Below are 24,788 nucleotides of genomic sequence, written 5' to 3'. Positions count from 1 at the left end.
GCGCGGGCGGGGTCACGCCGTGGCGGGCAGCGGCTCGGGGGCGGTCAGCCGCCCCGTACGGGCCAGGGCCGCCACGGCCCCGGCGCAGGCCGCGCCGGTGGCGGTGAGCGCGGCCCAGGTGAGCCAGCCGGCGTGGTGGCGTGCGGCGTAGTCCCACAGCGCGCCGGTGCCGAGATTGCCGAGGGTGATGCCGAGCCCGGAGACGGTGTTGTAGAGCCCGTAGTGGGTGGCGACCAGACGGTTGCCGGAGAGCGCGACGACGGTGTCCATCTCGAAGGGGTAGACGACGGCGGAGCCCACCGCGAGCAGGGCCACGGCCAGCACCAGGGCGACGAGCACCACCGGGGCGGAGTCGCGGGGTCCGGTCATCAGCGGGACGAAGGCGAGGCCCATCGTCGCCAGTCCCCCGACCATCGCCTCCTCGGGCCGCCACCGGCGCTCGGCCCAGGCCGTCAGCCGCAGCTGACCGGCGACCGCGACGGCGGCCGAGACCACGAACAGTCCGCTGGTGACGGCGGTGGCCCGGGAGCCGAGGGCGTCGGCGGCGGCGAGCGGAAGCGCCAGATAGACCTGGAAGGCCAGGACGTACGAGCCGGTCATCGCGGCCGAGAACAGCAGGAACGGCCGGTTGGCCACGACGGTCCGCCACTGGGCGAGGACGCTCTGGCCCGGGGCCGCGGCGGGTCCGCCCGTGCGGCCCCGCGGCAGATGGCGCCACTGGAACACGGTCAGGACCGCGAACACGGCGGCGGCGACGGTGCAGACCAGACGGAAGTCGGCGGCCAGCAGGGCCAGTCCGACGAGCGGGCCGAGGAGCATGCCCGCCTGGTAGTAGACGTTGAAGGTGGCGAAGGCGTCGACCCTGCGGTCACCGGCCTCCGCGGCCAGCAGTGCCCGTACGGCCGGATTGAACAGGGCGCCCGCGAAGCCGGTGGCGGCCGAGGCCGCGATCAGGGCGGGGAGGCTGTCCACCCACCCGAGCAGCGCGAAGCCGAGGGTGCGCAGCAGACAGCCCGCCATGATCGGCACCCGCGGGCCGAGGCGGTCGGCGAGCGTTCCGCCGATGAGGAACAGGCCCTGCTGGGAGAAGTTGCGCACGCCGAGGACGAGGCCGACGGCCCAGGCGGCGAGGCCGAGCCCGCCCGCGAGATGGGCGGCCAGGTAGGGCATCAGCATGTAGAACGCCAGGTTGATGGCGAACTGGTTGACCATCATCAGACGGGCGCCCGGCGGGAACGAACGGGTCTGGGTCCACAGGCGTTTCATCGGCCGGCTCCGGTCGGTTCCTCGGTCCGCGCGGGGGCGGTGGTACGGGCGAGGGGGTCGGTGACCCGGGTGCAGCGGGTCCAGCGGGTGACGGCCCGCTCCCGGCTGTCGGCGATCTCGTCGGGGTCGTCGGCGGGCGGCGGTCCGAGCAGTGCGTGGGCGCGGCCGTAGGCGTCGTCGAAGACGGTGGTGACATAGCGCTGCGGACCGTCCGGGAAGACGGCCGCGATCCGGTCCTCCGGCGGCAGGGTGCGGGCCAGCCAGCGGGCGACCAGGGCGACGGCCCCGACGCTCCAGCCGCCGGTGGCGTAGTGGTGGCGGGCCAGCCTGCGCGCGGCCCAGACCGCCTCGGGGGCGGCGACCCAGTGCACCTCGTCGAAGAGCTCGTAGGCGACGTTGCCGGGGTGGATGCTGGAGCCGAGTCCGCGCATGAGCCGGGGCGCGGCGGGCTGGCCGAAGATCGTCGATCCGGTGGTGTCGACGCCGACGATCCGCAGCCGGGGGAAGTGCGCGCGCAGGACGGAGCCGACGCCGGCGGAGTGGCCGCCGGTGCCGACCGAGACGACGAGGGTGTCGACACGGCCGAGCTGGGCGACCAGTTCCCGGGCGAGCGGGGCGTAGGCGGCGGCGTTGTCCGGGTTGTTGTACTGGTCGGGGCACCAGGCGTCCGGCCGGGCGGCGAGCCGTTCGGCGACCCTGCGCCGCCGGGCCTCCTGCCAGCCGCCCTCGGGGTGCGGGGCGGTGACGAGGTCGACCTCGGCGCCGTGGGCGGCCAGCAGGCCCGTCATCAGGGGTTCCATGCCCGGGTCGGAGACGACCGTGACGGGGTGTCCGTAGACCGCTCCGGCCAGCGCCAGGCCGAGGCCGAGGGTGCCGGAGCTGGACTCGACGATGCGGGCGCCGGGGGCGAGCCGGCCGCTCTCCCGGGCCGCGCGGACCATGTGGAGGGCGGTGCGGTCCTTGATGCCGCCGGGGTTGTGGCCTTCGAGCTTGGCCCAGAAGCCGCGGCCCCGGGCGGTGAACGGATCACCGATCCAGAGGACCGGGGTGTCGCCGACGAGGCCGGCGGGGGTGTGCAGCGGGTGCTTGGCGTCGGCGAGGAGCCGGGCCGGCGGGACGGGGTGGTTCACGGCGTGCCTTTCCCCCGGCGGGCGGCCGTCGTCGGCAGCCCGCCGGTACGAGGAAGCGGGGAACGGATCGGTGGACGGCCGGTTGCGCGCGCCGCCCGGCGGTACGGGCGGCGCGGAGCGGCCGGTGACGGACGGGGACCGGTCCGGGGCGGCCCCCGGTCCGCTCAGGTCCGCCAGATGCCGAGGGCCGCCCGGCCGTGTCCGGCGGGCGGCTCCGGGCGGCCGGGGCCGTCGCAGGGCCGTGCCGGGGCGGCGCGCACCGGAGCGGGAGCGGCGGGGCCCGACCGCGTCCCTGCGGGCCCGGCCGCCGCCGGCTCCGGAACGGGGGACGCCTGGAGCACCGGCTGGTCGAGCCCCGGACAGTGCGCGTCGGGGGCCGGGGCGTCCGGGACCGCCGGCGCGGCCGGTCCGCAGAGGACCTGGGCCGCCGTGGCCGACGGCAGGGCGTCCGCGCGCAGGAAGGACACGGCGGTCGGCCCGTGCGCACAGCCGAGCACGTGCAGCAGGGCGGCCAGGAGCACGCAGACGACCGCTCCGGCCCCCGGCACGGAGCGGATGCCACGTGAGTCCGGCCGCGCCCGCATGAACGCGAAGCGTAATCACGCGGGTGCGTAAAGTTCTTGTCAGTGCCCGTTCCGGAGCACGGCCCACCGACGGCGGGAAAGGGCCCGTGACCTGGGACGTCCGGTCGTGCGGGGCCGCCCCGCGCGCGTCGCGTGCGGTCCTGATCAGCGGGCGACGATCACCGCATCGGGTGAGCGGGCCCGGCCGGCGTCACGGCAGCCGGATCACCGCGCGGCCGCCGTCCAGGTCGACGGTGGAGCGGTGCGGCGGGGCGCCGTCCTCCTCGTCGTCGCGCAGGAGCAGCGCGCTCTGCCGCTCCTTGAGCTCGCTCTGCTTGCCGGGCGAGAACGTGGCGTGCAGCTGCTCGAAGCCGGTCGCCGAGATCTGCCCCTGCCGGGCGCTGTTGCGCCACGGCAGCAGCCCGGCCCGGCCCGCGCGCAGCAGCAGCTGGTCGAGGAAGGCGGCCGCCGTCAGCCCGATGACCAGGCCGGGCAGCGTCATCAGCGCGAGGAATCCCATCCGGGCAGTCTCGCCGGGCCCGCGCGGACGGCGCAAGCAGGAGAGAACACACCGACGGCCCGGCGGGGCGGCGCGGGGACGCGCCGGCCCACCGGGCCGTCGGTGCGGGTGCGGTTCAGCCGTTGGGCAGGATGACCGCACGGCCGTTGATCTTGCCCGCGTGCAGCCGTTCGTAGGCGAGCGGGGCCTCGTCGATCCCGTACGTCTCGACGTGGACCTCGACGGCACCGGCGTGGGCCAGCTCCAGGACCTCGGCGAGTTCGGAGCGCGACCCCCAGTAGGGGGCGGTCACCGTCGTGCTGAACGGCAGCACGCCGAAGCCGACGGGCAGGGTGCCGCCGCCGATGCCGACGATCGTGACGTCCGAGTCGATGGCGGCCGCCGCGCCGGCCGTGGCCACGGTCGGCGGCGCCCCGACGAAGTCCAGGACGACCTGGGCGCCGACGCCGCCGGTCAGCTCGCGGATCCGGTCGGCGGCGCGGGCGTCGGAGAGCACGGTCTCGTGCGCGCCGACCGTACGGGCCAGGGCCAGCTTCTCCTCGGTGACGTCCAGGGCGACGACGCGCACCGAGGTCAGGGCGCGCAGCAGCTGGATGGCGACGTGTCCGAGTCCGCCGGTGCCGATGACGACGGCGGTCGCACCGGGGACCAGCTTCGGCAGCGAGCGCTTGATCGCGTGGTACGGGGTGAGACCGGCGTCGGTGAGCGGGACGGCCTGGACGGGGTCGAGGCCGCGGAGCGGCACCAGATGGCGCGGGTCGTCGACGATCATGTACTCGGCCATCGCGCCGGGCGAGCCGAGGCCGGGCGGGTTGATCCCCAGCTCCTGGGCGCGCAGGCAGTAGTTCTCCTTGCCCTCGGCGCACTTCACGCAGGTGCCGCAGCCCCAGGGGCCGTAGACGGCGACGGATTCGCCGGTGGTGAGTCCCTCGACGCCGTCGCCGAGCGCGGCGACGGTGCCGACGCCCTCGTGGCCGAGGGTGAGCGGCAGCGGGTAGGGGAACTGGTCGGCGGGCCAGCTCATCACCGCGATGTCCGAGTGGCAGACGCCCGCGGCGCTGACCTTCAGCAGCACCTGCCCGGGTCCGGGCTCGGGGTCCGGAACGGTGACGACCTCGGGTGCGGCGCCGATCTCGCGGTACTGGACGGCTTTCATGGGGTCCTCCTTGACCTGTCCTCGTTCTATTACTCGCCCCTGGTCCCCCGTCCGCCACTCAGGAGGCGGAGTAGCCGCCGTCCACCAGGTGGTAGCTGCCGTGGATGAAGGAGGCGCGGTCGGAGAGCAGGAAGGCCGCGAGTTCGGCCACCTCCTCCGCCGTGCCGAGGCGGCCGGCCGGGTGGAGGGAGATGAGGTGGTCGCGGGCCGGGCCCTCGGTGTTGCGCAGCAGCGGGGTGTCGATGAAGCCGGGGCCGACGGCGTTGACGCGGACGTTCCGCGCGGCGTATTCGAGGGCGGCCGTCTTGGTGAGGCCGACGACGCCGTGCTTGGCGGCGACGTAGGCCGGGGATCCGGCGAAGCCGTTGGTGCCGAGGATCGAGGACATGTTGACGACGGCGCCGCCGCCGGCCGCGACGATCGCGGGGAGTTCGTAGCGCAGGGAGTAGAAGACGCCGCTCAGGTTGGTGGCGACGACCCGGTTCCAGTCCTCGACGGCGTACTCGCCGGTCGGGGCGCTCGGGCCGCCGATGCCGGCGTTGTTCACGGCGAGGTGCAGGGCGCCGAAGGTCTCGACGGCGAACCGCACGCCGGCCTCGACGGAGGCGGGGTCGGTGACGTCCATGGCCACGGCGGCGGCCTTGCCTCCGGCGCTCTCCAGGGCGGCGACCGCGGCGCGGGCGGCCTTCTCGTCGTAGTCGGCCACGACGACCGAGGCTCCGGAGCGGGCGAGGCGGTGGGCGAGGGCGAGGCCGATGCCGGAGGCTCCTCCGGTGACGAGCGCGGTGCGCCCGGCGAACTCCTGGTCGGTGGGGGTGGGGGTGCTCATGATGGTGCGTTTCCTTCCGTGGTGCTGGGTGACGCCGGACGGGGGGTCTGTGCGAACAGCTCCCCCGCGAGGGCGTCGAATGCCTGCTCGACGAGTCGGGGCAGGTCGTCGGGGCAGCCTCCGCGCGCCCAGGCGGTCTGGGCGGCGAGCAGCGCTCCGGCTCCGGCGGCCACCGCGACGGCGGGCCGGATGTCCTGGGCCGGGTCGACCCCGAGCCGGTCGGCGAGCAGCGTCACCGAGACCTCCTGGGCCTCCACCCGGATGTGGTGGAAGGCGGCGTAGAGGGTCGGTTCCCGCTGGGCGAGGACCAGCAGTTCGTAGATCCGGGGGCGGCGGTGCCAGGCCTCCGCCCCGGGGTCGTCCAGCCAGTCCCGGACGGCCGCGCGGTAGGCGGTGAGCGGGGGTTCGCCGGCCGGGCGGGCCCGCAGGGCGTCGTTGATCCGGTCGCCGTCGTCCCGTACGGAGTCCAGGACGGCCGCCTCCTTGCCGGCGAAGTACCGGCTGAAGGTACGGCGGTCGACGTCGGCGCGTTCCGCGATCTCCTCGACCGTCACCTCCCGCAGGCCGCGGTCGAGCACGAGCTCGAAGGCGGCACGGGCGAGGGCGTCCCGGGTCCGGCGGGCCTTGCGGCTGCGCCGTTCCGGAGTCTTCCGTTCCGGATTCATATCTGCACCGTACACCCAAAAATGTCCCGACGCGACAGAAGTCTCGTCGGGACATATGTGGGGCTCACCGGGTCAGCCGAAGGCCTCCGCGGCCTGGCGCGCCCCGTATCCGTCGGGCACCGGGCGGACCGGATGTCCGGCGGGGGTGCGGCGCAGGGCCAGTACGGCGATGTCGTCGCGGCGCACCCCGCCCGAGAAGTCCTCCAGATCGGCCCGGAGCGCGTCCAGCACCTCGCGCGGGCCCCGGTCGGCCCAGCGGCCGAGGCGGGTCTCCAGCGGGTAGAAGGCACCGCGGGCGTCACGGGCCTCGGTCACCCCGTCGGTGAAGAGCACCAGGGTCGCGTCGTCCGGGAAGTCCAGGCGCTCGGCGACACGCGCCCGGCCGCTGAGTTCCGCCAGGCCGAGCGGGACGGACGCACGGCGCAGCGGAACGGCGGAGGCCACCCCGTCGTGCAGCATCCAGGGCGGCAGATGGCCGCAGTTGACCGCCCGGACGCCGTGGTCGTCGAAGCCGATCACCAGGGCGGTCACGAAGCGTTCGATGTCCCCGGTCTGGGCGGAGAAGGCGTTGTGTCGGGCGACGGCGTCCTCCAGGGCGTCGACGACCCCGGTCAGCGTGGGTTCGCGGATGGCGGCCTCGCGGAAGGCGCCGAGCACGGCGAAACCGGCCCCGATCGCCGCGAGCCCCTTGCCCTGGACGTCCCCGATGATCACCCGGGTCCCGTACGGCGACTGGACGATCTCGTAGATGTCGCCGCCGACCAGGCGGTCCTCCTCGATCGGTGCGTAGGTGCCGTGGGCGACGACCTGCTCGGTCAGGATCGGCAGGGGGCGCAGGATCTGCCGCTGGAGGGCGACCGCGGCGGTGCGCAGCCTGGCTATCTCGGTGGCGTGGCGGATGCGCAGCGCACAGGCGCCGACGCCGAGGAAGCAGGCGAGCACGGTGAACGCGATGCTGCTGGCGACGTCCCAGAAGGTGCCGCCGTTGACCAGGCGCGACACGACGGCCACGACCATGATCCCGGAGGCGACGGCCACCGTCTGGGCGACGGTGGCGAAGACCGAGACGAGCGCGGGCACCACGACGAGCAGCGGCACGATCCGCAGATCGTTGCCGGAGATCACGTCCAGGACCACGACCAGGACGGTCAGCAGGGACACGGCGGCGAAGAGCGCCCCGTTCCCGATCCGCTGCGCTCCGGCGGCTTCCTCACCCGCGTCCGCGCCCGGGAGCGCGACGCCCCGTGTCCTCGGCCGGTGGTGGAGCCCGATCGTCACCCGTGACACCCCTCCTGGTCGGCCGGCCCGGTGCCGGCGGTCGTCTCCAGTGCACCCGAGGCGGTCGGTGCGGCACACGAGTCCTACGGCCTCACTCGGTGTGCCGAAGGTCCCGGGGCGGGGTGGTCCGGGACCTTCGTCCCGCGCGCGGCGGGCCGCGGGTCCCGGACCCGGTCAGCGGGCGGCCGGCTCCCGCACGTCCTCGTGACCGGCGCCCGGCCGGACGGCGGGCGGGACCCGCGCCGAGAGGAACGGGACGGTGCGGCGCAGCACGAACCCGAGGGACTCGTAGAGCCGTACGGCGTGGGTGTTGGAGGCGGCCGCGTGCAGGAACGGGATGTCGCCGCGCAGCCGTATCCCGTGGGCGACGGCCCGGACGAGACCGCTGCCCAGGCCCTGGCCCCGGACGGACTCGTCCGTGCAGACGGCGCTGATCTCGCTCCAGCCGGGCGGGCGCAGCCGCTCGCCGGCCATGGCGACGAGCCGCCCCTCGCGCCGCACCCCGAGGTAGGTGCCCAGTTCCACGGTGCGGGCCTCGAAGGGGCCGGGCCGGGTGCGGGCGACCAGATCGAGCATCTCGGGCACATCGGCCGGACCGAGCCGGACGGCCTGCGGGAGCGGGGCGGCGTCGACCCCGCCGTCGACGAGCTGGACGCCCTCGATGTGGAAGACGGTCTCCCAGTCCTCGGGCGGCGGCTCCCGGAAGGCGGTGACGGTGACGGCCCCGCCGGGTCCGGCGAGCGCGGCGGCGTCCGCCCAGTCGGCGGCGTCGGGCGCGTCCGGCAGGGCGACCCAGGGGGTGACGTCCGGCGGGTAGCGCAGGATGCGGCCGCGGCCTTCGGCGAAGTGGGCGTGCGGGCCGCGCAGCGCGGAGCCGACCGGGTCGTCCAGCGGGTGGGTGCCGCGCGCGGCGGCGGGGGCGGGGTGCGCGGTCATGACGCCACCTCGATGACGGTCTTGCCGAGGGCGTGGCCGCTCTCCACCGCGCGCAGGGCCTCGCCCGCCCGGTCGAGCGGGAGGATGCGGACGATGGGGGCGCGGAGCACCCCGGCGGCGGCGAGTCCGCCGATCGTGCGCAGGACCTCGGCGTTGCGGGCGCGCCGGACGGCCGCGCCGCCGAGTTCGGCGACCAGGGTCTTGTCGCCCGCGCCGATCAGGGCGCCCGCGGGGTCGGCGACCAGTGTGGCGGCCTCCCGCAGGGCGTCGCCGCCGACGAGGTCGAAGACCGCGTCCACACCGTCGGGAACGGCGGCCCGGACCCGGTCGGCGAGACCGGGTCCGGAGGCGATGTGGACGGCCCCGAGGGATGCGACGAACTCCTTCTTGGCGGCGCTCGCGACACCGATGACGCGCAGGCCCGCGTGGCGGGCGAGCTGTGCCGCCGCGCTGCCGACCCCGCCGCCGGCGCCGGTGATCAGGAGGGTGGCGCCCGGGGCGAGGCCGAGCTGGACCAGCCCGTCGTGGGCCGTGGCCGCGGCCACCGGGAGCACCGCCGCCTCGGCGAAGGAGAGCGCGGCCGGTTTGTGGGCGCTCACCGCGGCGGGGAAGAGCGTGTGCTCGGCATACCCGCCGGTCAGCGGGTTGCCGAAGATCTCGTCGCCGACGGCGAAGCCCTCGGTGTCCGGGCCGGTCGCCTCGACGGTTCCGGCGGCCTCGCTGCCGAAGACGGCCGGGAAGGGCGCGGCCTCGGCGCCCGGCCGGACGTATCCGTTGCGCAGCTTCCAGTCCACGGGGTTGACCCCGGCCGCACGGACGGCGACGAGGAGTTCCCCGGGGCCGGGGGCCCGGACGTTCTGGTCGACGAGGGCTTCCACCTCCGGCCCCCCGTTGCGGGTGAACACGTACGCCTTCGACATCGGTTTCCTCTCTGGTCGTGGTGCGGGCCCGCGGGCCGGTGGCCGGTGTGCCCCCGCAGCGGGAAGTCCGCCCGGGGCGCGGGTATTCCCCGGGCGAGGCCTGTGCACCGGGGCGTCGTGAACCCGCTGCCGCGCGGCGGGCGGGGATCAGCCGGTCGTGCGGCGGAGCACGAGCGTGACGAAGCCCCAGGTGTCGCGGTACACGCGCAGCCATTCGGTACGGCGCCGGGCGGCCAGCTCCAGGACCTCGGCGCTGTCGGGGTGGCCGGGGTGGTCCAGGGCCCAGGCGGACAGCGAGCCCCAGCACGCCCACTCGTAGGCGTCGAGTTCGCCGCGGCCGCTGATGTGGCCGTACACGGGGGTCCAGCCGTCGGCGGCGACCAGGTCGAGGGTGGTGGCGAGGTCGGCGCTGTCCCCGAGCATCTCGACGGCCTCGGGGGACGGTTCGCGTTCCCAGTAGCCGTCCCCGATCAGCACCCGGCCGCCGGGGGCCAGGTGTTCTCGGGCGGCGGCGAGCGTCGGCAGGAGCCCGCCGAAGACGTGCACGGCGCCGACGCTGAGGACGACGTCGAAGGGGTGCGGGGAGCGGAAGGCGGCGCCGTCGCCCCGGTGCAGGGTGAGGCGGTCGCGCACCCCGAGGCGGCCGGCCGCGTCGGCGGCCCGGCCGAGCGCGTCCTCGGCGAGGTCGACGCCCTCGGCACGCAGGTCCGGACGGCCGTTCAGCGCCCGCAGCAGCCACTCCCCTCCCCCGCAGCCCAGGTCGAGGGCGCGCGCCTCGCCCTCCGGAACGGCGTGGTCCAGGAGGGTGCGCACGGAGTCGTCGTCGAGGGGTGCCCTGACGGGGTGGCCGGCGTGGGCGAGGTCGGAGATCAGTTCGCGGTTCACCGGCGCAGCCTGCCAGGACGGCGGCCCCGGGCGCATGCCGTTTTCGGGGGCCGCGGTCACGGAGAGAGCGGGATGACATGCACCGTGCGCGGTGATTCCTTCCCCGATCCACCAATCCACCCTTTGAGAATCAGCCGCACCTTTTTCACCTTTTTATTCGCATCCATCCCGCCCCAAAGTCCAATCCGTGGACGGTTATTAGCCACCCTTTGACGCCCCCAAAGCCTTCGGATACTGTCCACGCCCAGTTGGGCAGTGACAGTGGACAAAGTGAGATGGGTGGTTCCTTATGATCTCGGAGCCGGGTGGCAACGTCAGCCGACGCCGCATGCTGGGTCTGGCCGGCATCGGCGTGCTCGCCGCGTCCGGGGTGCTCGCCGCGTGTGCGCCGCCGCCCGCCAAGGACCCGGCCGACGGCTCGTCGGACCCGACGGCCCGCGCACTCGGCGCGGACGCGGCCATCGACACGCTGACGCTCGCGCTGCCGTCCTCCCTCTCCAGCCTCGATGTGGGCCGGGAGTCCGGGGTCCTCAACTACCTGGTCGCCGTGCTCGCGCAGGAGTCGCTGCTGTCGGTCGACCCGTCCGGCAAGCTGGGCCCCGGGCTCGCCACCTCCTGGAAGCAGCCCGACGCCCGGACGTACGTGTACACGCTCCGCCGCGGGGTGACCTTCACCGACGGCACCCGGTTCACCGCGGACGACGTGGTGGCCTCCATCGAGACCATCCGGGATCCGAAGAACGGTTCCGCCCTCGGGTACGCCTACGCGGGCGTCCAGTCCGTGAAGGCCACCGGCGACCACGAGGTCACCATCCGGCTGAAGGCGCCCGACGCCATGTTCGCCTGGACCACCACGGCCGGCGGCCTCCTGGTCAGCAGCCGCGCCTTCCTCGCCCGCAACCGGGGCCGGGTCGGCACCGCGAAGACCCTGCTGCTGGGCACCGGCCCGTACCGGATCACCGAGTTCGCCGCCGACGACCACGTCCTCCTGGAGCGCAACGACGCCTGGTGGGGCGAGAAGCCCGCCGTCCGGAAGCTGAAGCTGTCCTTCGTGCCGGACGCCGGTACGCGGCTGGTCGCGATGAAGTCCGGTGCGGTGGACGGCGCGCTGAGCCTCGCCTCGGACGAGGCCCGGGGCTGGGAGTCCAGCGCCCGTGTCACGTACACCGGCGACCGCTCCGTGGTCTCCCTCGCCTTCGACACGGCGAAGGCGCCGTTCGACGACCCCCACGTCCGCCGGGCCTTCGCGCACGCCGCCGACCGCGAGGGCATGGTGAAGGGCATCCTGCACGGCCGGGCCGAGGTCGCCGACGCGCTGCCCTCCCGCGACATGTGGGGCGATCTGATGACGCCGGACGAGGTCCGCTCCGGATACGACGCGATCCCGTCCCCGGCCTTCGATCTGGACGCCGCCCGCGCCGAACTGGCCAAGTCCTCCGTCAAGGACGGCTTCACCGCCGAACTGCACTACCCCAACAGCGGCCCCCAGCTGGGCAAGGCGGCCCTCGCGCTCGCCGCCTCGCTGAAGAAGATCGGCATCACGCTGAAGGTCAAGGAGATCACCCTGGAGCAGTGGGTGGCCGAACTGGGCTCCGGCAAGCAGCCCCTGCAGTTCCTGTGGTACTTCCCCGTCACCGGCGACCCGGCGGAACTGGCGGACCCGTATCTCAACGCGGCGGCCACGGCGACGGACATCGCGCACTACGACAACGCCGCCGTCAACACCGCGCTGGACACCGCGAAGTCCGCGACGGACAGGAAGGTGCGTGCCGAGGAGCTGATGAAGGCCGTGCGGACGGCGGGCGCCGAACTGCCCTACCTCCCGCTGTGGTGGGCGCAGACCGCCTCCGCCCTCTCGAAGCGGTACGTACTGCTGGACCAGGGACCGTTCGCGTTCATCGGCCCCTGGGCGACCCGCATCCGCAAGTCCGCCTGACCGCCCCGCCCGCCCAGCCCCGTCCCGAGGATCGGATGCCCATGTCCCGTACCGTCCCGCCCGGCGCACCCCGACGGCGCGCGCAGACCGTCGTGCGGCGCGTCCGCGAGGCGATGCTGCGCCTGGTCCACCCCGTCGAGGCCCGGATCAGCCCGGACGGCCGCGTCGTGGCCGTCGCGGCGGCCGGACCCGAGCGGGCCGGACTGGTCCTGGCCCCGGTGCCGGCCGGGATGCGGCCCGGCGCGGCGGACCCCGTGGCGGCGGTGCGGGCCCCGTCCGGACCGGACACCGCCGCCGACCGGCACAGCCCGCGCTGGCTGCCGGACTCCCGGACCCTGCTGCACCTCGCCGAGGAGCGGGGCGCGGCGGGCACCGAGGTGCGGCTCGACGCCCTGGACACCGTGACCGGGACCGTGCGCACCGTCGCCCGGGTGCCCGGCTCGGCGGAGGAGCTGCTGGTCTCGGACGACGGGACGCGGGCCCTGCTGCTGTGCGCCGAGGACGGTGCCGACCGCGACGGCATGCACCTCGGGCTGCCGGTGCGGCTGGGGCCGGCCCCCGCCCCGGAACGGTTCGCCCCGGGGACCGGCCGCCGGACCCTGCACCTCGTCGGCCTCGCCGACGGCACGGTCCGCGAGGCCGGACCGGCCGGGCTCACCGTCTGGAACGTCGCCTGGCGCGGCGGCGCGACGGCCGTCGCCACCGTCGGCGAGGACACCCTGCCCTCCGGCTACTACGACGCCCGGTTCGCCGTACTGGACCTGGACGCCCGCACCGCGCGGACCGTCCATGAACCCCTGGGGCAGCTGGCCGCCCCCGCGCTCTCCGCCGACGGCCTCACCGCGGCGGTCTGCGAGGGGATCTCCATCGTCGCCGGACGCCCCGTCGTGGTCGATCTGGCCTCCGGCGCCAGCGCGGTGGCCCCCGGCGTCGAGGACGCCACCTGGCTGCGCTTCGACGACGCCGAGCCCGGCGCGCTGTGGTTCGCGGGCTGGGACGGCACCGGCTCGCGCGTCGGCCGCACCGGCGGTCCCACCGCCACCCGCTGGTCCGCGCCCGTGACCCTGGGCGGCGCCGGCTACCAGCCGGAGCTGTCGCTCAGCGCCGACGGACGGCTCGCCGCGACGGTGCTCGACGCCCCCGGCCGGCCCCCCGAGGCCGTCGTCGCCCCGACCGGCGGCGAGCGTGCCTGGGAGTGGACGCCCGTCACCGCCCTGAACACCCCCGCCGACCCGGCGCTCGCCGCCGTCCGCACCGAGCGGACCGAGTGGACCGCGCCCGACGGCCGGACCGTGGAGGGGCTGCTCCTCTCCACCGGGGAGCACGAGGGACCGCGCCCGCTCGCCGTCCTCGTGCACGGCGGCCCCGCCTGGCTCTGGTCCGCCGGCTACGCGCCGGGCGATGTGCTGGGACTGGCCCCCGCCCTGGCCGCCGCCGGCCATCTGGTGCTGCTGCCCAATCCGCGCGGCAGCAACGGCCGCGGGCTCGACCACGCCCGCGCGGTCGTCGGCGACGTCGGCGGCAAGGACCTGGAGGACGTGCTGTCCGGGGTGCGCCACCTCGTGGGGGCGGGCCTCGCCGATCCGGACCGGGCGGCCGTGCTCGGCCACAGCTACGGCGGTTTCCTCGCGGCCCTGGCCGCGGCCCGTACCGATGTCTTCCGTGCGGCTGTCGTCGTCTCCGCCCCGGCCGACTGGCTGAGCTTCACCCACACCAGCTGCATCGGCGGCGGCTACGACCGCGCGTACGCGATCGGCTCGCCGGACGACCCGCAGCAGCTGGTCCGGCGCTCCCCGGCGTTCGCCACCGGCGGGCGCGGCACCCCGACGCTGCTCGTGCACGGCGCCGAGGACCGGGTCACCCCGGTCGGCCAGGCGCACGAGCTGTACCGTTCGCTGCTGCGGACCGGACGCGCCCCCGCCGAGCTGTACGTCTACCCGGACGAGGGCCACGAGTTCACCGACGCCGGGCATCTCCTGGACGCCGCGGAGCGGGTCACCGACTGGCTCACCACCCACCTGGCGCCGCGTCCCGCGGCCGCCTCCACGACCGCCGTGCCGGGGCAGGCCTCCCCCGGGCCGACCCCCGGCACGGCCTCCCCGGCGGGACCGGACGGTGTCACCCCCCTGGCACCCTCCGGTCCCGCCACCTCCCTCCCGGCGTCCGCCCCCGCCGCCTTCCCGGCGGGAGACCCGCGATGACGGCCACCGGCTCCGCGCGGCTGCGCGCCGCACTCCCCCTGCGCCTCGTGGTGCGCCGGCTCGGCGGCACGCTGGCCCTGCTCCTCGTCCTGTCCGTGGCCGTCTTCGCGCTGCTCCAGGCGGCGCCCGGCGACCCGGCCCAGACCCTGCTCGGCCCGCGCAGCGCCACGCCCGAGGCGCTGGCCGCCGTGCGGGCCCGCCACCACCTCGACAGCCCGATGGTGGTGCAGTACTGGCACTGGCTCGGCGACGCGGTCCGGCTGGACCTCGGCACCTCCATCCGCACCGGCGAGAGCGTCTCCGCCGCACTGGGCGACCGGCTGCTGCTCACCGGCCAGCTGGTCGGTCTGGGCTTCGCCGTCGCGCTGCTGCTGGGTCTTCCGCTGGGCGTCCTGGCCGGTCTGCGCAACCGGCGCCCCACCGACCGGGCCGTGCAGAGCCTCGGCGTGGTCGCGCTGTCCACCCCGGCGTTCGCGGGCGGGCTGGTGCTCATCTACGTGTTCGCGCTGATGCTCGGCTGGTTCCCCGCGTACGGGCCCGGCGAGGGCCAGGGCGCCGACCGGCTGAGACATCTGGTGCTGCCGGCCCTGGCGCTCGGCCTGGCCGTCACCGCCGTCCTGCTGAAACTGACCCGGGCGGCCGTGATCCGGGAACTGGACCGCGAACACGTCACGTTCGCCCGCGCCCGGGGCGTACGCGAACGGGACATCCTGCTGCGGTACGTGCTGCGCGGCACCGTCGTCCCGGTGCTGACCGGCGTCGGTCTGGTCCTGGCCTATCTGCTGGCCGGAACGGTCATGGTGGAGCAGGTCTTCGCGCTGCCGGGCCTCGGCCAGCTGCTCGTCGACTCCGTCACCTTCCGGGACGTCCCCGTCGTCCAGGCCGAGGCCCTGCTGATCGCCGCCCTGGTCTGCCTGGCCAATCTCGTCACCGATCTCGCCCAGCCGCTGCTGGACCCCCAGCTGAGGACCGCGCCCGCGGCCAGGCCGTCCGCGGCCCCCGTCCACGAGGAGGGGAAGGCATGAAGTCCCGGTCCCTTGCCCGCCGCAGGGTCACCCCGCTGACCCTGTGCTGCACCGTCCTGCTCGTCCTGTTCGCGCTGGCCGCCGCCTTCGGGCAGGCGCTGCTGCCCGGCTGGGACGAACAGGACCTGGCCACCGGCACCGCCATGCCGGGCGGCGGCCATCCGCTCGGCACCGACGAACTCGGCCGCGACATCGCCCGGATGGTGGTCGCCGGGGCCCGGAGCACCCTGGTGGGCGCGGCGCTGGTCGCGGTCGGCTCGATGGTCATCGGCAATGTCCTCGGACTGCTCGCCGGCTACCGGGGCGGCTGGATCGACGCCCTCGTCCGGCGCTGGGCCGATCTGCTGCTGGCACTGCCCGCGCTGCTGGTCACCATCGTCGTCGCCGGGATCGGCGGGGGCGGCTACGCCCTGGCCGTCGGCGTGCTCGTGGTGCTGACCTCCCCGGCCGACATCCGGCTGGTGCGCGCCGCCGTGCTGGAGCAGCGGCACCGGGCGTACGTGGAGGCGGCGGAGACGCTCGGGCTGTCCCGCTTCACGGTGATGACCCGGCACATCTGGCCCAACGTCCTGCCGGTCGTGGTGGCCAACACCCTGCTGAACTTCGCGGGCGCGATCGTCGCGCTCAGCTCCCTGTCCTTCCTGGGGCTCGGGGTGCCGCCGGGCGCCCCCGACTGGGGCCGGATGCTCTCCGAGAACCGCACCCTGCTCTACGACAACCCGTCCGCGGCCCTGGCCCCCGCGCTGCTCATCGTCGCGGCGGCCGTGGCCCTCAACCTCCTCGGCGACCGGCTGTTCGAGGCGTTCTCCGACCGTGGGAGGTCCTGATGGCGGCCCAGCCCGCGACCGAAGGCCGTACCGTCACCGACGCGCCCGGCGGCGGGCCGCTGCTCGCCGTCGAGGGGCTGCGGGTGGCGGCGACCGCCGCGCCCGGCGGTCCCGTGCCGATCCTGGACGGCGTCTCGCTGGAGGTCGGCCCCGGCGAGTGCATCGGCATCGTCGGCGAGTCCGGCAGCGGCAAATCGCTGGCCATGCGGGCGGTGGCCGGGCTGCTGCCGGCCGGGACCGGGGTGACGGACGGTTCGGTGCGCATCGACGGCCGGGAGGTCCTGGACCTGTCCCCGCGCGCCCGCCACGCCCTGCGCGGCCGGCGCGTCACGCTGCTGATGCAGGACCCGTTCACGATGCTGCACCCCCAGCTGACCTGCGGCCGGCAGATCGCGGACGGGCTGCGGGACCTCGACGGGGAGCACACCCGGCGGCGGGCGAAGAAGGCCCGGCGCGCGGACGTCGAGCGCCGGCTCGCCGAGGTCGGGCTCTCCCCCGACGTCGCCGACCGCTACCCGCACGAACTGTCCGGCGGGATGCGGCAGCGGGTCGCCGCCGCCGCGGCGCTCGCCGGTGATCCCGAACTCCTCATCGCGGACGAGCCGACCACCGCCCTGGACGCCGCCAACCAGCGTGCCGTCCTCGATCTGCTGCGCGGTCTCCAGCGCAGCCGCCGCATGGGCCTGGTGCTCATCACCCACGATCTGCGGGTGGCGTTCTCCGCCTGCGACCGGGTGTACGTGCTGTACGCCGGGCAGGTCCTGGAGCAGGGCAGCTCCCGGGACCTGGAGTCCGCGCCGCTGCATCCGTACACCGCCGGGCTGCTGGCCTCCGAGCCCTCGGTGCGTGAGCGGTACGCGGAGCTCCCGGCCGTCCCCGGCTCGGTGCCCGCTCCCGGCGCCCGGGGCGGCGGCTGCCCGTTCGCCGACCGCTGCGCCCACGCGGCGCCCGTCTGCCGGGACGCACCGGCGACGCTGCTGGCGCCGGACCCGCCGGAGGGCGGCGAGGGCCGGCTCTCCGCCTGTGTGCGGCTCGCCGAGATCCGCGACGGGCTCGCCGCCCCCTCGGCGCGCACCCCCGTCGGGCCGGGCCCCGACCCCTCCCCCGAGGAGCCGGACCGGGACGCCGCGCTGGTGGCCACGGCCGTCGACCGCACCTTCACCTCCTCGGCGGGTGACCGCGCCGCACTGCGCGACGTGAGCCTGACCGTCCCCCGGAACACCGTCGTCGCCCTGGTCGGCGAGTCCGGCTCGGGCAAGACGACGCTGGCCAGGATCGCGGTCGGGCTGGAGACCTTCGACGGCGGCGAGGTGTCCGTCGGCGGGATCGCGCTGCCCCGGGGACGCCGGCCCGGTACCGCGGACCGGCGGCGGCTGGCGGAGCAGGTCCAGATCGTGTTCCAGGACCCCTACTCCTCGCTCAATCCGCTGCGCACGGTCGGCGCGACGCTGCGCGAGGCGCTGGCCGCCGCCTCCGGCGGGCGCGGCCGGGTGGAGTCCTCCGCCGTGGACTCGCTGCTCGCCCAGGTGGGGCTGCCCGCCGCGTACGCCTCGCGGCGGCCGGCCGCGCTGTCCGGCGGCGAGCGCCAACGGGTCGCGCTGGCACGGGCGCTGGCCGCCCGGCCCCGGCTGCTGATCTGCGACGAGGCGGTGGCGGCGCTCGATGTGTCGGTCCAGGCGCAACTGCTCAATCTGCTCGTCTCGCTCCAGCGCGCGGAGGGCTTCGCCGTCCTGTTCATCACCCACGATCTGGGGGTGGTGCGGCAGATCGCCGACCGGGTGGCGGTGATGCACCGCGGCCGGATCGTCGAACGGGGCACCGCGGCGGAGGTGCTGGACGCGCCCCGGCACCCCTGGACGCGGCGGATGATCGAGGCCCTGCCGGAGATGGCGGGCCCCGGGCCGATTCTCTGAACCGGCCCGGCCCGCACGGGTAGAGTGTGGCGCTGACCTGCGCGTACCACCGAGAGCGAGGAGGAACGGTGTCCGAGCCGACCATCACCGCCCGTCCGCCCGCGGCCGTGCCCGCGCCGCAGACCCGGGAACCGGGCACCTTCGGGGTACGGGCCGCGCTGGCCGGAAACCTCAACCGCCGCAGGCTGGCGCGCGGCTGGAGCCTGCGCGAGCTGTCGGCGGCGACCGGGGTGAGCAAGGGGCTGCTCTCGCAGATCGAGCGGGCCGAGGCCAATCCCACGGTGGACGTGCTGGTCCGGATCGCCGAGGTGCTGGGCACCCACTGCACCGAACTGCTGCGCCGGCCGCTGCTGGAACCGGAGATCGTCCGGGCCTCCTCGCTCGTCGAGCCGGAGGACGAGACCACGGTGAGCCTGCTGTATTCCGGCCATGAGCAGGGCCGGATGGAGATCTACCGGACCCGGCTGCACCCGCACGCCCAGAGCCAGGTCAGCTCGCACGGGGCGGAGTCCGTGGAGTACGTGCTGGTGATGTCGGGCCGGGTGACGCTGGTGGTCGACGACGTCCCGCATCTCCTGGAGGCGGGCGACAGCGCGCGGTTCTCCGCGCAGTACAGCCACTACTACACGACCGAGGACTCCCCGGCCGTCACCCACACCGTCGTCGGCTATCCGCGCGACTGATCCGGCACGGCGGCCCCGGTCGGCCGGGGGTCGATTTCGACTCAACTACCACCGGATATGCGCCGGTCGGTCCCCCGGGCCCGGCCGCCTGTGGCACTCTGGAGAGGACCGCCCCACCGGGCTCCCCCGTACCGGTGGGGCGGTTCTTCGTACCGGTATGCCCGCGACCTCCCCGATATGACGGAACGTCATACATCGTCCCGGCTCGTGAGCCCGCGACACCGGCCGAAAACCGGCCATGAGATGGCCGAGTTCACGTCTTCGCGCATGGGAACGCCCTGGCCGGGCAGACGCCCAGACCTCATGGCCTACCACCAGGGGAGCGTGACGACATGACGGCGCACACTGCGCGGACTGCCGAGGCGGAGCGAGCGGAGAGTGCAGGCACGGCACCGGCCGGCGGGAACGAGGAGTACGCGGGAAGCGCACCGTCCCCCGGGGAACTCGGCGATCTTCCCTGGATCGAGGAGGCCGGGAAGGTGGCCCCCACCGACGCGCGGGAGCTGTCCCGGCTCTTCTTCGACCGGCTCCGTACGCTGGAGGAGGGGACGCCCGCCCATCAGTACGCGCGCAACACCCTCATCGAGATGAACCTGTCGCTCGTCCGGTTCGCCGCCGGGCGGTTCCGGAACCGGGGCGGCGGCGACATGGAGGACATCGTCCAGGTCGGCACCATCGGGCTGATCAAGGCCATCGACCGCTTCGACCTGTCCCGCGAGGTCGAGTTCACCTCCTTCGCGGTGCCGTACATCACCGGCGAGATCAAGCGCTTCTTCCGCGACACCAGCTGGGCGGTCCACGTCCCGCGCCGGCTCCAGGAGCTGCGCGTGGACCTCGCCAAGACCAAGGAGGCCCTCGCCACCGAGCTGGACCGGGACCCGACCGTGCCGGAGCTGGCCGAGCACCTGGGCCTGAGCGAGGACGAGGTCACCGAGGGGATCGTCGCGGCCAACGGCTATACGGCCGGCTCCCTGGACATGCCCGCGGCCCCGGCGGACGCGGGCCGCAAGAGCACGGCCGGACGCACCTTCGCCGATGTGCTGGGCAGCCCCGACCCCGCCCTCGAAACGGTGGAGAACCTGCACACCCTGGCCCCGCTGCTCGGCGGCCTCGACGCACGCGAACGGCGCATCATCGACCTGCGGTTCGGCCAGGAGCTGACGCAGTCGCAGATCGGCGCCGAACTCGGCATCTCGCAGATGCACGTCTCCCGGCTGATCAGCCGGATCCTGCGCAAGCTCCGCACCGGGATGTTCCCCGAGGAGTGAGCCCCGGACGGGTCCGGGGCCGTTCGGAGCAGCCGGATCGTTGCGGCGGGATGAAATCGCGGCGCCGGCCCCACCGGTCGCCCCGCCCGCCCCACCGCCCCGTACGCGACCCGGCGTTCACCGCGTCCGCGCAGGTCGTGGCCGTGCGGGGCGGTCGGGTACGGGGCCGGGAGCCCGACCGGCTCCGGACCGGAACACGGGTTCCGGCCGCTCCGGGGGCCGTTGACGCCGTCGCGGGCCGCTGACACGCTCACCGGCGTCGCCCGCGGCCGCGGCCCTGGCACCCCGGCCGCGCCGGTCCGGACGCCCGCGCGCGTCCCCCGTCCCCCCGGAGCCGTCCATGAGTCCCGTCCCGCCGTCCGAGGCCGCCTACGACGCCCTCCGTCTGCGCCAGTGGTCCCGGGGCGCGGCGCGCTCCGCGGGGATCGCGCGCCGCGATCTGCTGCGGCTGGTGGCCGCCGCGTCGGCCGCGGCCCCGCTCCTGGCCCCGGCGACGGCCCATGCGGCGGCCCCCGGGATCGTGAAGCCGTTGCCGCCCGAGCTGTTCACCGTGCGCGGCACCAACGCGGAGACCAACTTCGCCGCGCTGCGCGGCACCGGACTGCTCACCCCGGCCGACCGCTTCTTCGTCCGCAACCACACCGTCACCCCGCGCATCGACGCCGCGGGCTGGCGGCTCACGGTCTGGGGCGACGGGCTGGCCGGTCCGGCGGTGGAGTTCACGTACGACGAACTGCGCGCGCTGCCGTCCGTGACCAGGACCGCGTTCGTCGAATGCGCCGGGAACGCCCGCAGTTACTACACGACGCAGCAGAACCAGCAGGTCAGCGGCACCGCGTGGACCCTGGGCGCGATCGGGACCGCACGCTGGCGCGGGGTGCGGCTCGCCGATGTGCTGCGCCGCGCCGGCCTCACCCGGCGGGCGGTCGACATCCTGCCGCGCGGCCTGGACGACGAGGTCGTCAGCGACGGGATCGCCCTCGGGCGGGTGCGGCGGCCGCTGCCGGTGGCGAAGGCGCTGGACGACGTCCTGCTCGCGTACGAGATGAACGGCGAGCCGCTGCCGCCCGACCACGGCCATCCGGTGCGGCTGATCGTGCCGTCCTGGGTGGGGATCGCGAACATCAAGTGGCTGGGCGACATCGAGGTGAGCACCCGTCCGCTGCTCTCCCCCTGGAACACCGGTCTCTACCGGCTGTTCGGACCGGACTACCCGGCCGAGGGCAGTGCGCCGCTGACCCGGCAGACGCTGAAGAGCGCGTTCGAGGTGGCGCCGGGCGCGGAGTTCGCGGCCGGGCGGCCCCAGGTGCTGACGGGGCGGTCCTGGTCGGGCGGGGCTCCGGTGCGCTCGGTCGAGGTCAGCACGGACGGCGGGGCCCGGTGGCACCGCGCCCGGCTGCGCGACGCACCGCGCGCCGGGAGCTGGGTCCGCTGGTCGGCGCCGTGGGTGCCGCGCACACCGGGCCCGGCCGTGCTGCTGGCGCGGGCGACCGACCGGTCGGGGCGTACCCAGCCGGCGGTCGCCGCGCCCAACACGCAGGGCTACCTCTTCGACGCGGTGGTGCGTCACGAGGTGCGGGTGGTCTGACCCGCGGGTCAGCGGGTGCCGTGCTCCTCGGGGACACCGGCGTAGTAGGTGGCGATCATGTCCTCGTCGCCGTGTCCGGCCGCCTCGGCGCGGGCGAAGCGGGCCTCGCTCGCGGCGGTGAGGTCCAGCCGTACGCCGGAGCGCTCGGCGGCCTCCAGGATCAGCCGGGTGTCCTTGAGGGCGGTGGTCACGGCGAAGCTCGGGGTCAGGTCGCCGGAGAGCAGGGCGGCGGACTTGCCCTGGAGGTAGCCCGTGTCGAGGGGGCCGCCGCGGACGATGTCGAGGAACGCCTCGGGCTCCACACCGAGCCCGTGGGCCAGGTTCAGGGTCTCCGCCACCCCGCCGACCAGGGCGATGACCCAGGTGTTCAGGACGAGCTTCAGCCGGGAGGCGGCACCCGGCTCCTCGCCCGCCCAGACCGTGCGCTGCCCGATCGCGTCCAGCACCGGGCCGGTCACGGCGCGGGCCGTCGACGGCCCCGAGACCAGCACGGTGAGCAGGCCCCGCTCGGCGGGCTCCCGGGTGCCGGCGACCGGCGCGTCGAGGTAGACGAGGCCCAGGTCGGCGGCGCGCTGGGCCAGTTCGACGGTGGCGTCCGGGCCGACGGTGGAGGTCTGGAGGAGGATCTGGCCCCGGTGCACTCCGTCGGACGCGGCGGTGAGCGCGGCGGCCACCGCGGTGCCGTCGTTGAGCGCGGCGACGACGACGTCGGCGCCGCGCACGGCGTCGGCGGCGGTGTCCGCGACCGTGGCACCGTCGGCGGCGAGCGGGGCCGCCTTGGCCTGGGTGCGGTTCCAGACCCGGACGTCCAGTCCGGCGCGGAGCAGGCTGCGGGCCATGGCGGCGCCCATGATCCCGGTGCCGAGTACGGCGACGGTGGTGGCGGGGCGGTCCGGGGTGCCGGGTGCCGAGGTCATAGGGGTGCTTCCTCTCGTCGGCCGCGCGCGGGCGCGGCGCGGGTGCTCAGGACTGCCGCAGCGCGCCGTCCAGGACTGCGGCGTGCACGGCTCGGGCGAGGCGGGCGCCCCAGCGGGAGCGGGGGCCCGCGAAGGGTTCTCCCCCGCCGCCGTCGGGTGCGGGGGCGGCGACGCAGACGGAGTCGGTCGGGGTGCCCGAGCAGTCGAGTCCGGCGTCCAGAAGTGCCTGCACCTTGGCCTCGGTCGCGGTGGCGACGGCGTTGACGAGCGCGGCGTCGGACAGGGCCACGGGCACGGTGACGACGATGTTGACCGTACCCGGGAGGTGCGGGCCCGGCTCGCCCTCGGCCGGTGCCGCCGCCCAGCCTCTCACACCGAGACCGCAGGTGGCGGTGGCGGTGACCCCTTCGTCGGTGCGCCGCGTGTACGCGGTGACGTCGGCGGCCGTCATCAGCCCCGCGCCCGGTCCGGCGAGCCCTTCGGCGGCGGCGATCTCCGCGAGGTGGCGGTCGGGGTCCATGCGCGGATAGCCGCCGGGCACCTGGGCGTTGAGGATCCAGGAGCGGGGGCCGATGCCGCCGCCGAGGACCGCGCTGCTGCACACCCGCCAGCCGGGGCCCAGCCGCCAGACGAGATGGTGCAGTTCGTGCCCGTCCTCGTGCCGGGCCAGCAGTTCGCCGCGCTGTTCGGGCAGCCGGACGCGTACGGAACCGATGGGATGCTCCCGGGTGTGCGACGGGACGGCCGTGGGCCGGGGTGACCCGTCGATCATAGGGGCCGGGGCCGGGCCCGCCCGGAGCGCCCCGGCCCGCTCAGGCCGCGCCGTCGGCCATGGCGAGCAGCCGGTCCAGGACGGCGGCGTCGGCGCGGACCCCGTCGTGGGCGTAGGCGTCGGTGACCCAGGCGCGCAGGCCTCGTACGGCGCCGGCGGTGACGAGGGCGTGCTCCCGGTCGACGTACATGTCGTCGTGGTAGACGGCCGCGAAGACGGGGACCTCGTTGGCGGCGAGCCGGTCCAGGTCGTAGAGGGCCGGCCAGTCGGTGCGGGCGGCGAGCGCCTCGGCGGCGCCGCGCAGCGGAACGAGCGCGGGGTCCTCGTCGAACTGCCAGGGGTAGACCATCTCGCCGGTGAAGCGCAGGGGGCCGCCGGCGGTGGCGTCGAAGGCGGGGAACTCGGCGCGGATCCGGTGGGCGGACCAGTCGGTGGGGCGGCCGCCCTGGGCGTAGATCGGCTCGTGGAGCGCGGCGTACAGGGGGCGTTCGGCGAAGGAGACCGCGGCGTCGACGCCGCGCAGGAAGGTGTCGGTGAGGGCGGGTCCGTGGGCGCCTTCGGTGAAGGCGGTCTCCAGGAGGTAGTGGAGGGAGTCGAACTTGGCGGCGGTGCCGAAGGTGATGCCGAGGGTCTGGAAGCGGCGGACGGTGAGGCGTTCGCCGGTGGGCATCCGGACGTCGTGGGCGTCGAGGTGGGCGGCGACGGCCTCGGCGAGGGCCTGGTCGCCGGGGTAGCGGGCGAAGTAGCGCTCGTTGTGGGCGAGGGTGCGGGCGTAGGCGGCGCGGTAGACGTCGTCGGCGTGGCCGGTCAGCGTGGGCAGGCCGCCGGTGACGAAGGCCCGGGTCAGTCCCCCGGGGGCGAGGGAGAGGTAGGTCAGGGTGGTGAAGCCGCCGAAGCTCTGGCCGAGGACGGACCAGGGGCGGTCGCCCTGGAGGTGGCGGCGCAGCAGTTCCGCGTCGCGGACGAGGGAGTCGGCGCGGAAGTGCGCGAGGTACGCGGCGGTGGCCTCGGCGTCGTCGCCGAAGCGGGCGAGGGTGGTCCGGTCGGCGGGGGTGGAGCGGCCGGTGCCGCGCTGGTCCATGAGGACGACACGGTGGCCGGCGAGCGCACGGCGCAGCCAGGCTCCGGCCGCGTTGGGGCGTTCGGCGCGGCCGCCGGGGCCGCCCTGGAGCCACAGGAGCCGGGGCAGGTCCTCGTGCTCGCGGCCCTCGGCGACGACCTCGCGGGCGAAGAGGCCGATGGCGGGGCCGGCCGGGTCCGCGTGGTCGAGGGGGACGTCGAGGGTGTGGTCGGTGCAGACCAGGCCGCCGTGGCGGTAGGAGACGGGGGCGGGGGTGGTCATGGTGCTGTGCTCCTTGCGCGTGGCGGTGCGGGTCACGGGGGCGGGGGTGCGGAGCCGGGGGGGGGGGGGCCCCCGCGGGGGGGGGGGCCCCCCCGGGGGGGGGGGGGCCGCCCCCCCCCCCCCCGCCCCCCGCCCCCCCCCCCCGACCCCACAGCAACACAGACACCA

At 75.4% G+C, this 24,788-nt stretch carries 22 protein-coding genes; 8 read left to right on the top strand and 14 right to left on the bottom strand.

The window, feature by feature from the left end; translation table 11 throughout:
• Window positions 1-12: 12 nt before the first annotated feature.
• The 11 genes from ACZ4FH_RS18470 to ACZ4FH_RS18420 form a co-directional block, all read right to left on the bottom strand.
• Window positions 13-1,266, bottom strand: a complete 1,254-nt coding sequence (locus ACZ4FH_RS18470; RefSeq protein ID WP_467305852.1) for an MFS transporter — start codon at window positions 1,264-1,266, stop codon at window positions 13-15.
• Window positions 1,263-2,396, bottom strand: coding sequence for a PLP-dependent cysteine synthase family protein (locus ACZ4FH_RS18465; RefSeq protein WP_467305850.1), 1,134 nt, complete (start codon window positions 2,394-2,396; stop codon window positions 1,263-1,265). Before ACZ4FH_RS18465 ends, ACZ4FH_RS18470 begins: the two co-directional genes overlap by 4 nt.
• 164 nt (window positions 2,397-2,560) lie before the next feature.
• Window positions 2,561-2,980, bottom strand: a complete 420-nt coding sequence (locus tag ACZ4FH_RS18460) for a hypothetical protein (protein WP_467305848.1) — start codon at window positions 2,978-2,980, stop codon at window positions 2,561-2,563.
• Window positions 2,981-3,170: 190 nt separating this feature from the next.
• Window positions 3,171-3,479: a DUF6191 domain-containing protein gene (locus ACZ4FH_RS18455; RefSeq protein WP_383634104.1), complete on the bottom strand. Its 309-nt coding sequence runs from the start codon at window positions 3,477-3,479 to the stop codon at window positions 3,171-3,173.
• 115 nt (window positions 3,480-3,594) lie between these two features.
• Window positions 3,595-4,635: an NAD(P)-dependent alcohol dehydrogenase gene (locus tag ACZ4FH_RS18450; RefSeq protein ID WP_383634105.1), complete on the bottom strand. Its 1,041-nt coding sequence runs from the start codon at window positions 4,633-4,635 to the stop codon at window positions 3,595-3,597.
• A gap of 58 nt (window positions 4,636-4,693) precedes the next feature.
• Window positions 4,694-5,464 (bottom strand): SDR family NAD(P)-dependent oxidoreductase, encoded by a 771-nt coding sequence (locus ACZ4FH_RS18445; protein ID WP_467305846.1) that lies wholly within the window; start codon window positions 5,462-5,464, stop codon window positions 4,694-4,696.
• Entirely contained in the window at window positions 5,461-6,129 is a 669-nt protein-coding gene (locus ACZ4FH_RS18440) for a TetR family transcriptional regulator (RefSeq protein WP_467305844.1), read from the bottom strand. The genes ACZ4FH_RS18445 and ACZ4FH_RS18440 overlap by 4 nt, the downstream gene beginning before the upstream one ends.
• Window positions 6,130-6,201: 72 nt before the next feature.
• Window positions 6,202-7,407, bottom strand: a complete 1,206-nt coding sequence (locus ACZ4FH_RS18435) for a PP2C family protein-serine/threonine phosphatase (RefSeq protein ID WP_467305843.1) — start codon at window positions 7,405-7,407, stop codon at window positions 6,202-6,204.
• Window positions 7,408-7,581: 174 nt separating this feature from the next.
• Complete coding sequence (locus tag ACZ4FH_RS18430; protein ID WP_467305841.1) at window positions 7,582-8,343, bottom strand: GNAT family N-acetyltransferase; 762 nt, start codon at window positions 8,341-8,343, stop codon at window positions 7,582-7,584.
• Entirely contained in the window at window positions 8,340-9,263 is a 924-nt protein-coding gene (locus ACZ4FH_RS18425) for an NADP-dependent oxidoreductase (RefSeq protein WP_467305839.1), read from the bottom strand. Before ACZ4FH_RS18425 ends, ACZ4FH_RS18430 begins: the two co-directional genes overlap by 4 nt.
• Window positions 9,264-9,410: 147 nt before the next feature.
• Complete coding sequence (locus ACZ4FH_RS18420) at window positions 9,411-10,148, bottom strand: SAM-dependent methyltransferase (protein ID WP_467305837.1); 738 nt, start codon at window positions 10,146-10,148, stop codon at window positions 9,411-9,413.
• Window positions 10,149-10,437: 289 nt separating this feature from the next.
• On the opposite strand from ACZ4FH_RS18420, the gene ACZ4FH_RS18415 reads away from it, so the two are divergent.
• From ACZ4FH_RS18415 to ACZ4FH_RS18380, 8 genes are all read left to right on the top strand, one after another.
• On the top strand, window positions 10,438-12,084 hold the full coding sequence (locus ACZ4FH_RS18415) for an ABC transporter substrate-binding protein (RefSeq protein WP_467305835.1): 1,647 nt from the start codon (window positions 10,438-10,440) through the stop codon (window positions 12,082-12,084).
• A 41-nt stretch (window positions 12,085-12,125) separates the two neighbouring features.
• Window positions 12,126-14,285: an alpha/beta hydrolase family protein gene (locus tag ACZ4FH_RS18410; RefSeq protein ID WP_467305833.1), complete on the top strand. Its 2,160-nt coding sequence runs from the start codon at window positions 12,126-12,128 to the stop codon at window positions 14,283-14,285.
• A complete protein-coding gene (locus ACZ4FH_RS18405) occupies window positions 14,282-15,310 on the top strand; it encodes an ABC transporter permease (RefSeq protein WP_467305831.1) in 1,029 nt (342 codons plus the stop codon). Before ACZ4FH_RS18410 ends, ACZ4FH_RS18405 begins: the two co-directional genes overlap by 4 nt.
• A complete protein-coding gene (locus tag ACZ4FH_RS18400) occupies window positions 15,307-16,137 on the top strand; it encodes an ABC transporter permease (RefSeq protein WP_383634125.1) in 831 nt (276 codons plus the stop codon). Before ACZ4FH_RS18405 ends, ACZ4FH_RS18400 begins: the two co-directional genes overlap by 4 nt.
• Window positions 16,137-18,050, top strand: coding sequence for an ABC transporter ATP-binding protein (locus ACZ4FH_RS18395; protein WP_467305828.1), 1,914 nt, complete (start codon window positions 16,137-16,139; stop codon window positions 18,048-18,050). The genes ACZ4FH_RS18400 and ACZ4FH_RS18395 overlap by 1 nt, the downstream gene beginning before the upstream one ends.
• A 68-nt stretch (window positions 18,051-18,118) precedes the next feature.
• Window positions 18,119-18,733 carry a helix-turn-helix domain-containing protein gene (locus tag ACZ4FH_RS18390; protein ID WP_467305826.1) on the top strand — a complete coding sequence of 205 codons (615 nt, stop codon included), beginning with the start codon at window positions 18,119-18,121 and terminating at the stop codon, window positions 18,731-18,733.
• Between the two features lie 332 nt (window positions 18,734-19,065).
• Window positions 19,066-20,001, top strand: coding sequence for an RNA polymerase sigma factor SigF (locus ACZ4FH_RS18385; protein WP_467305824.1), 936 nt, complete (start codon window positions 19,066-19,068; stop codon window positions 19,999-20,001).
• Window positions 20,002-20,341: 340 nt separating this feature from the next.
• Window positions 20,342-21,589, top strand: a complete 1,248-nt coding sequence (locus tag ACZ4FH_RS18380; protein WP_467305821.1) for a sulfite oxidase — start codon at window positions 20,342-20,344, stop codon at window positions 21,587-21,589.
• Between the two features lie 8 nt (window positions 21,590-21,597).
• On the opposite strand, the gene ACZ4FH_RS18375 is transcribed toward ACZ4FH_RS18380, so the two are convergent.
• From ACZ4FH_RS18375 to ACZ4FH_RS18365, 3 genes are read right to left on the bottom strand one after another with little or no spacing between them, the layout of a single operon-like run.
• Complete coding sequence (locus ACZ4FH_RS18375) at window positions 21,598-22,506, bottom strand: NAD(P)-dependent oxidoreductase (protein ID WP_467305819.1); 909 nt, start codon at window positions 22,504-22,506, stop codon at window positions 21,598-21,600.
• Between the two features lie 46 nt (window positions 22,507-22,552).
• Complete coding sequence (locus tag ACZ4FH_RS18370; protein ID WP_467305817.1) at window positions 22,553-23,278, bottom strand: adenosylcobinamide amidohydrolase; 726 nt, start codon at window positions 23,276-23,278, stop codon at window positions 22,553-22,555.
• A gap of 40 nt (window positions 23,279-23,318) precedes the next feature.
• Complete coding sequence (locus ACZ4FH_RS18365) at window positions 23,319-24,620, bottom strand: alpha/beta fold hydrolase (protein WP_467305815.1); 1,302 nt, start codon at window positions 24,618-24,620, stop codon at window positions 23,319-23,321.
• Between the last annotated feature and the right edge of the window lie 168 nt (window positions 24,621-24,788).

This window comes from Streptomyces sp. NPDC024555, from assembly GCF_055559335.1.
Note: the sequence above shows the minus strand (reverse complement) of the source record. Positions and strands in the feature narration are given on the sequence as shown.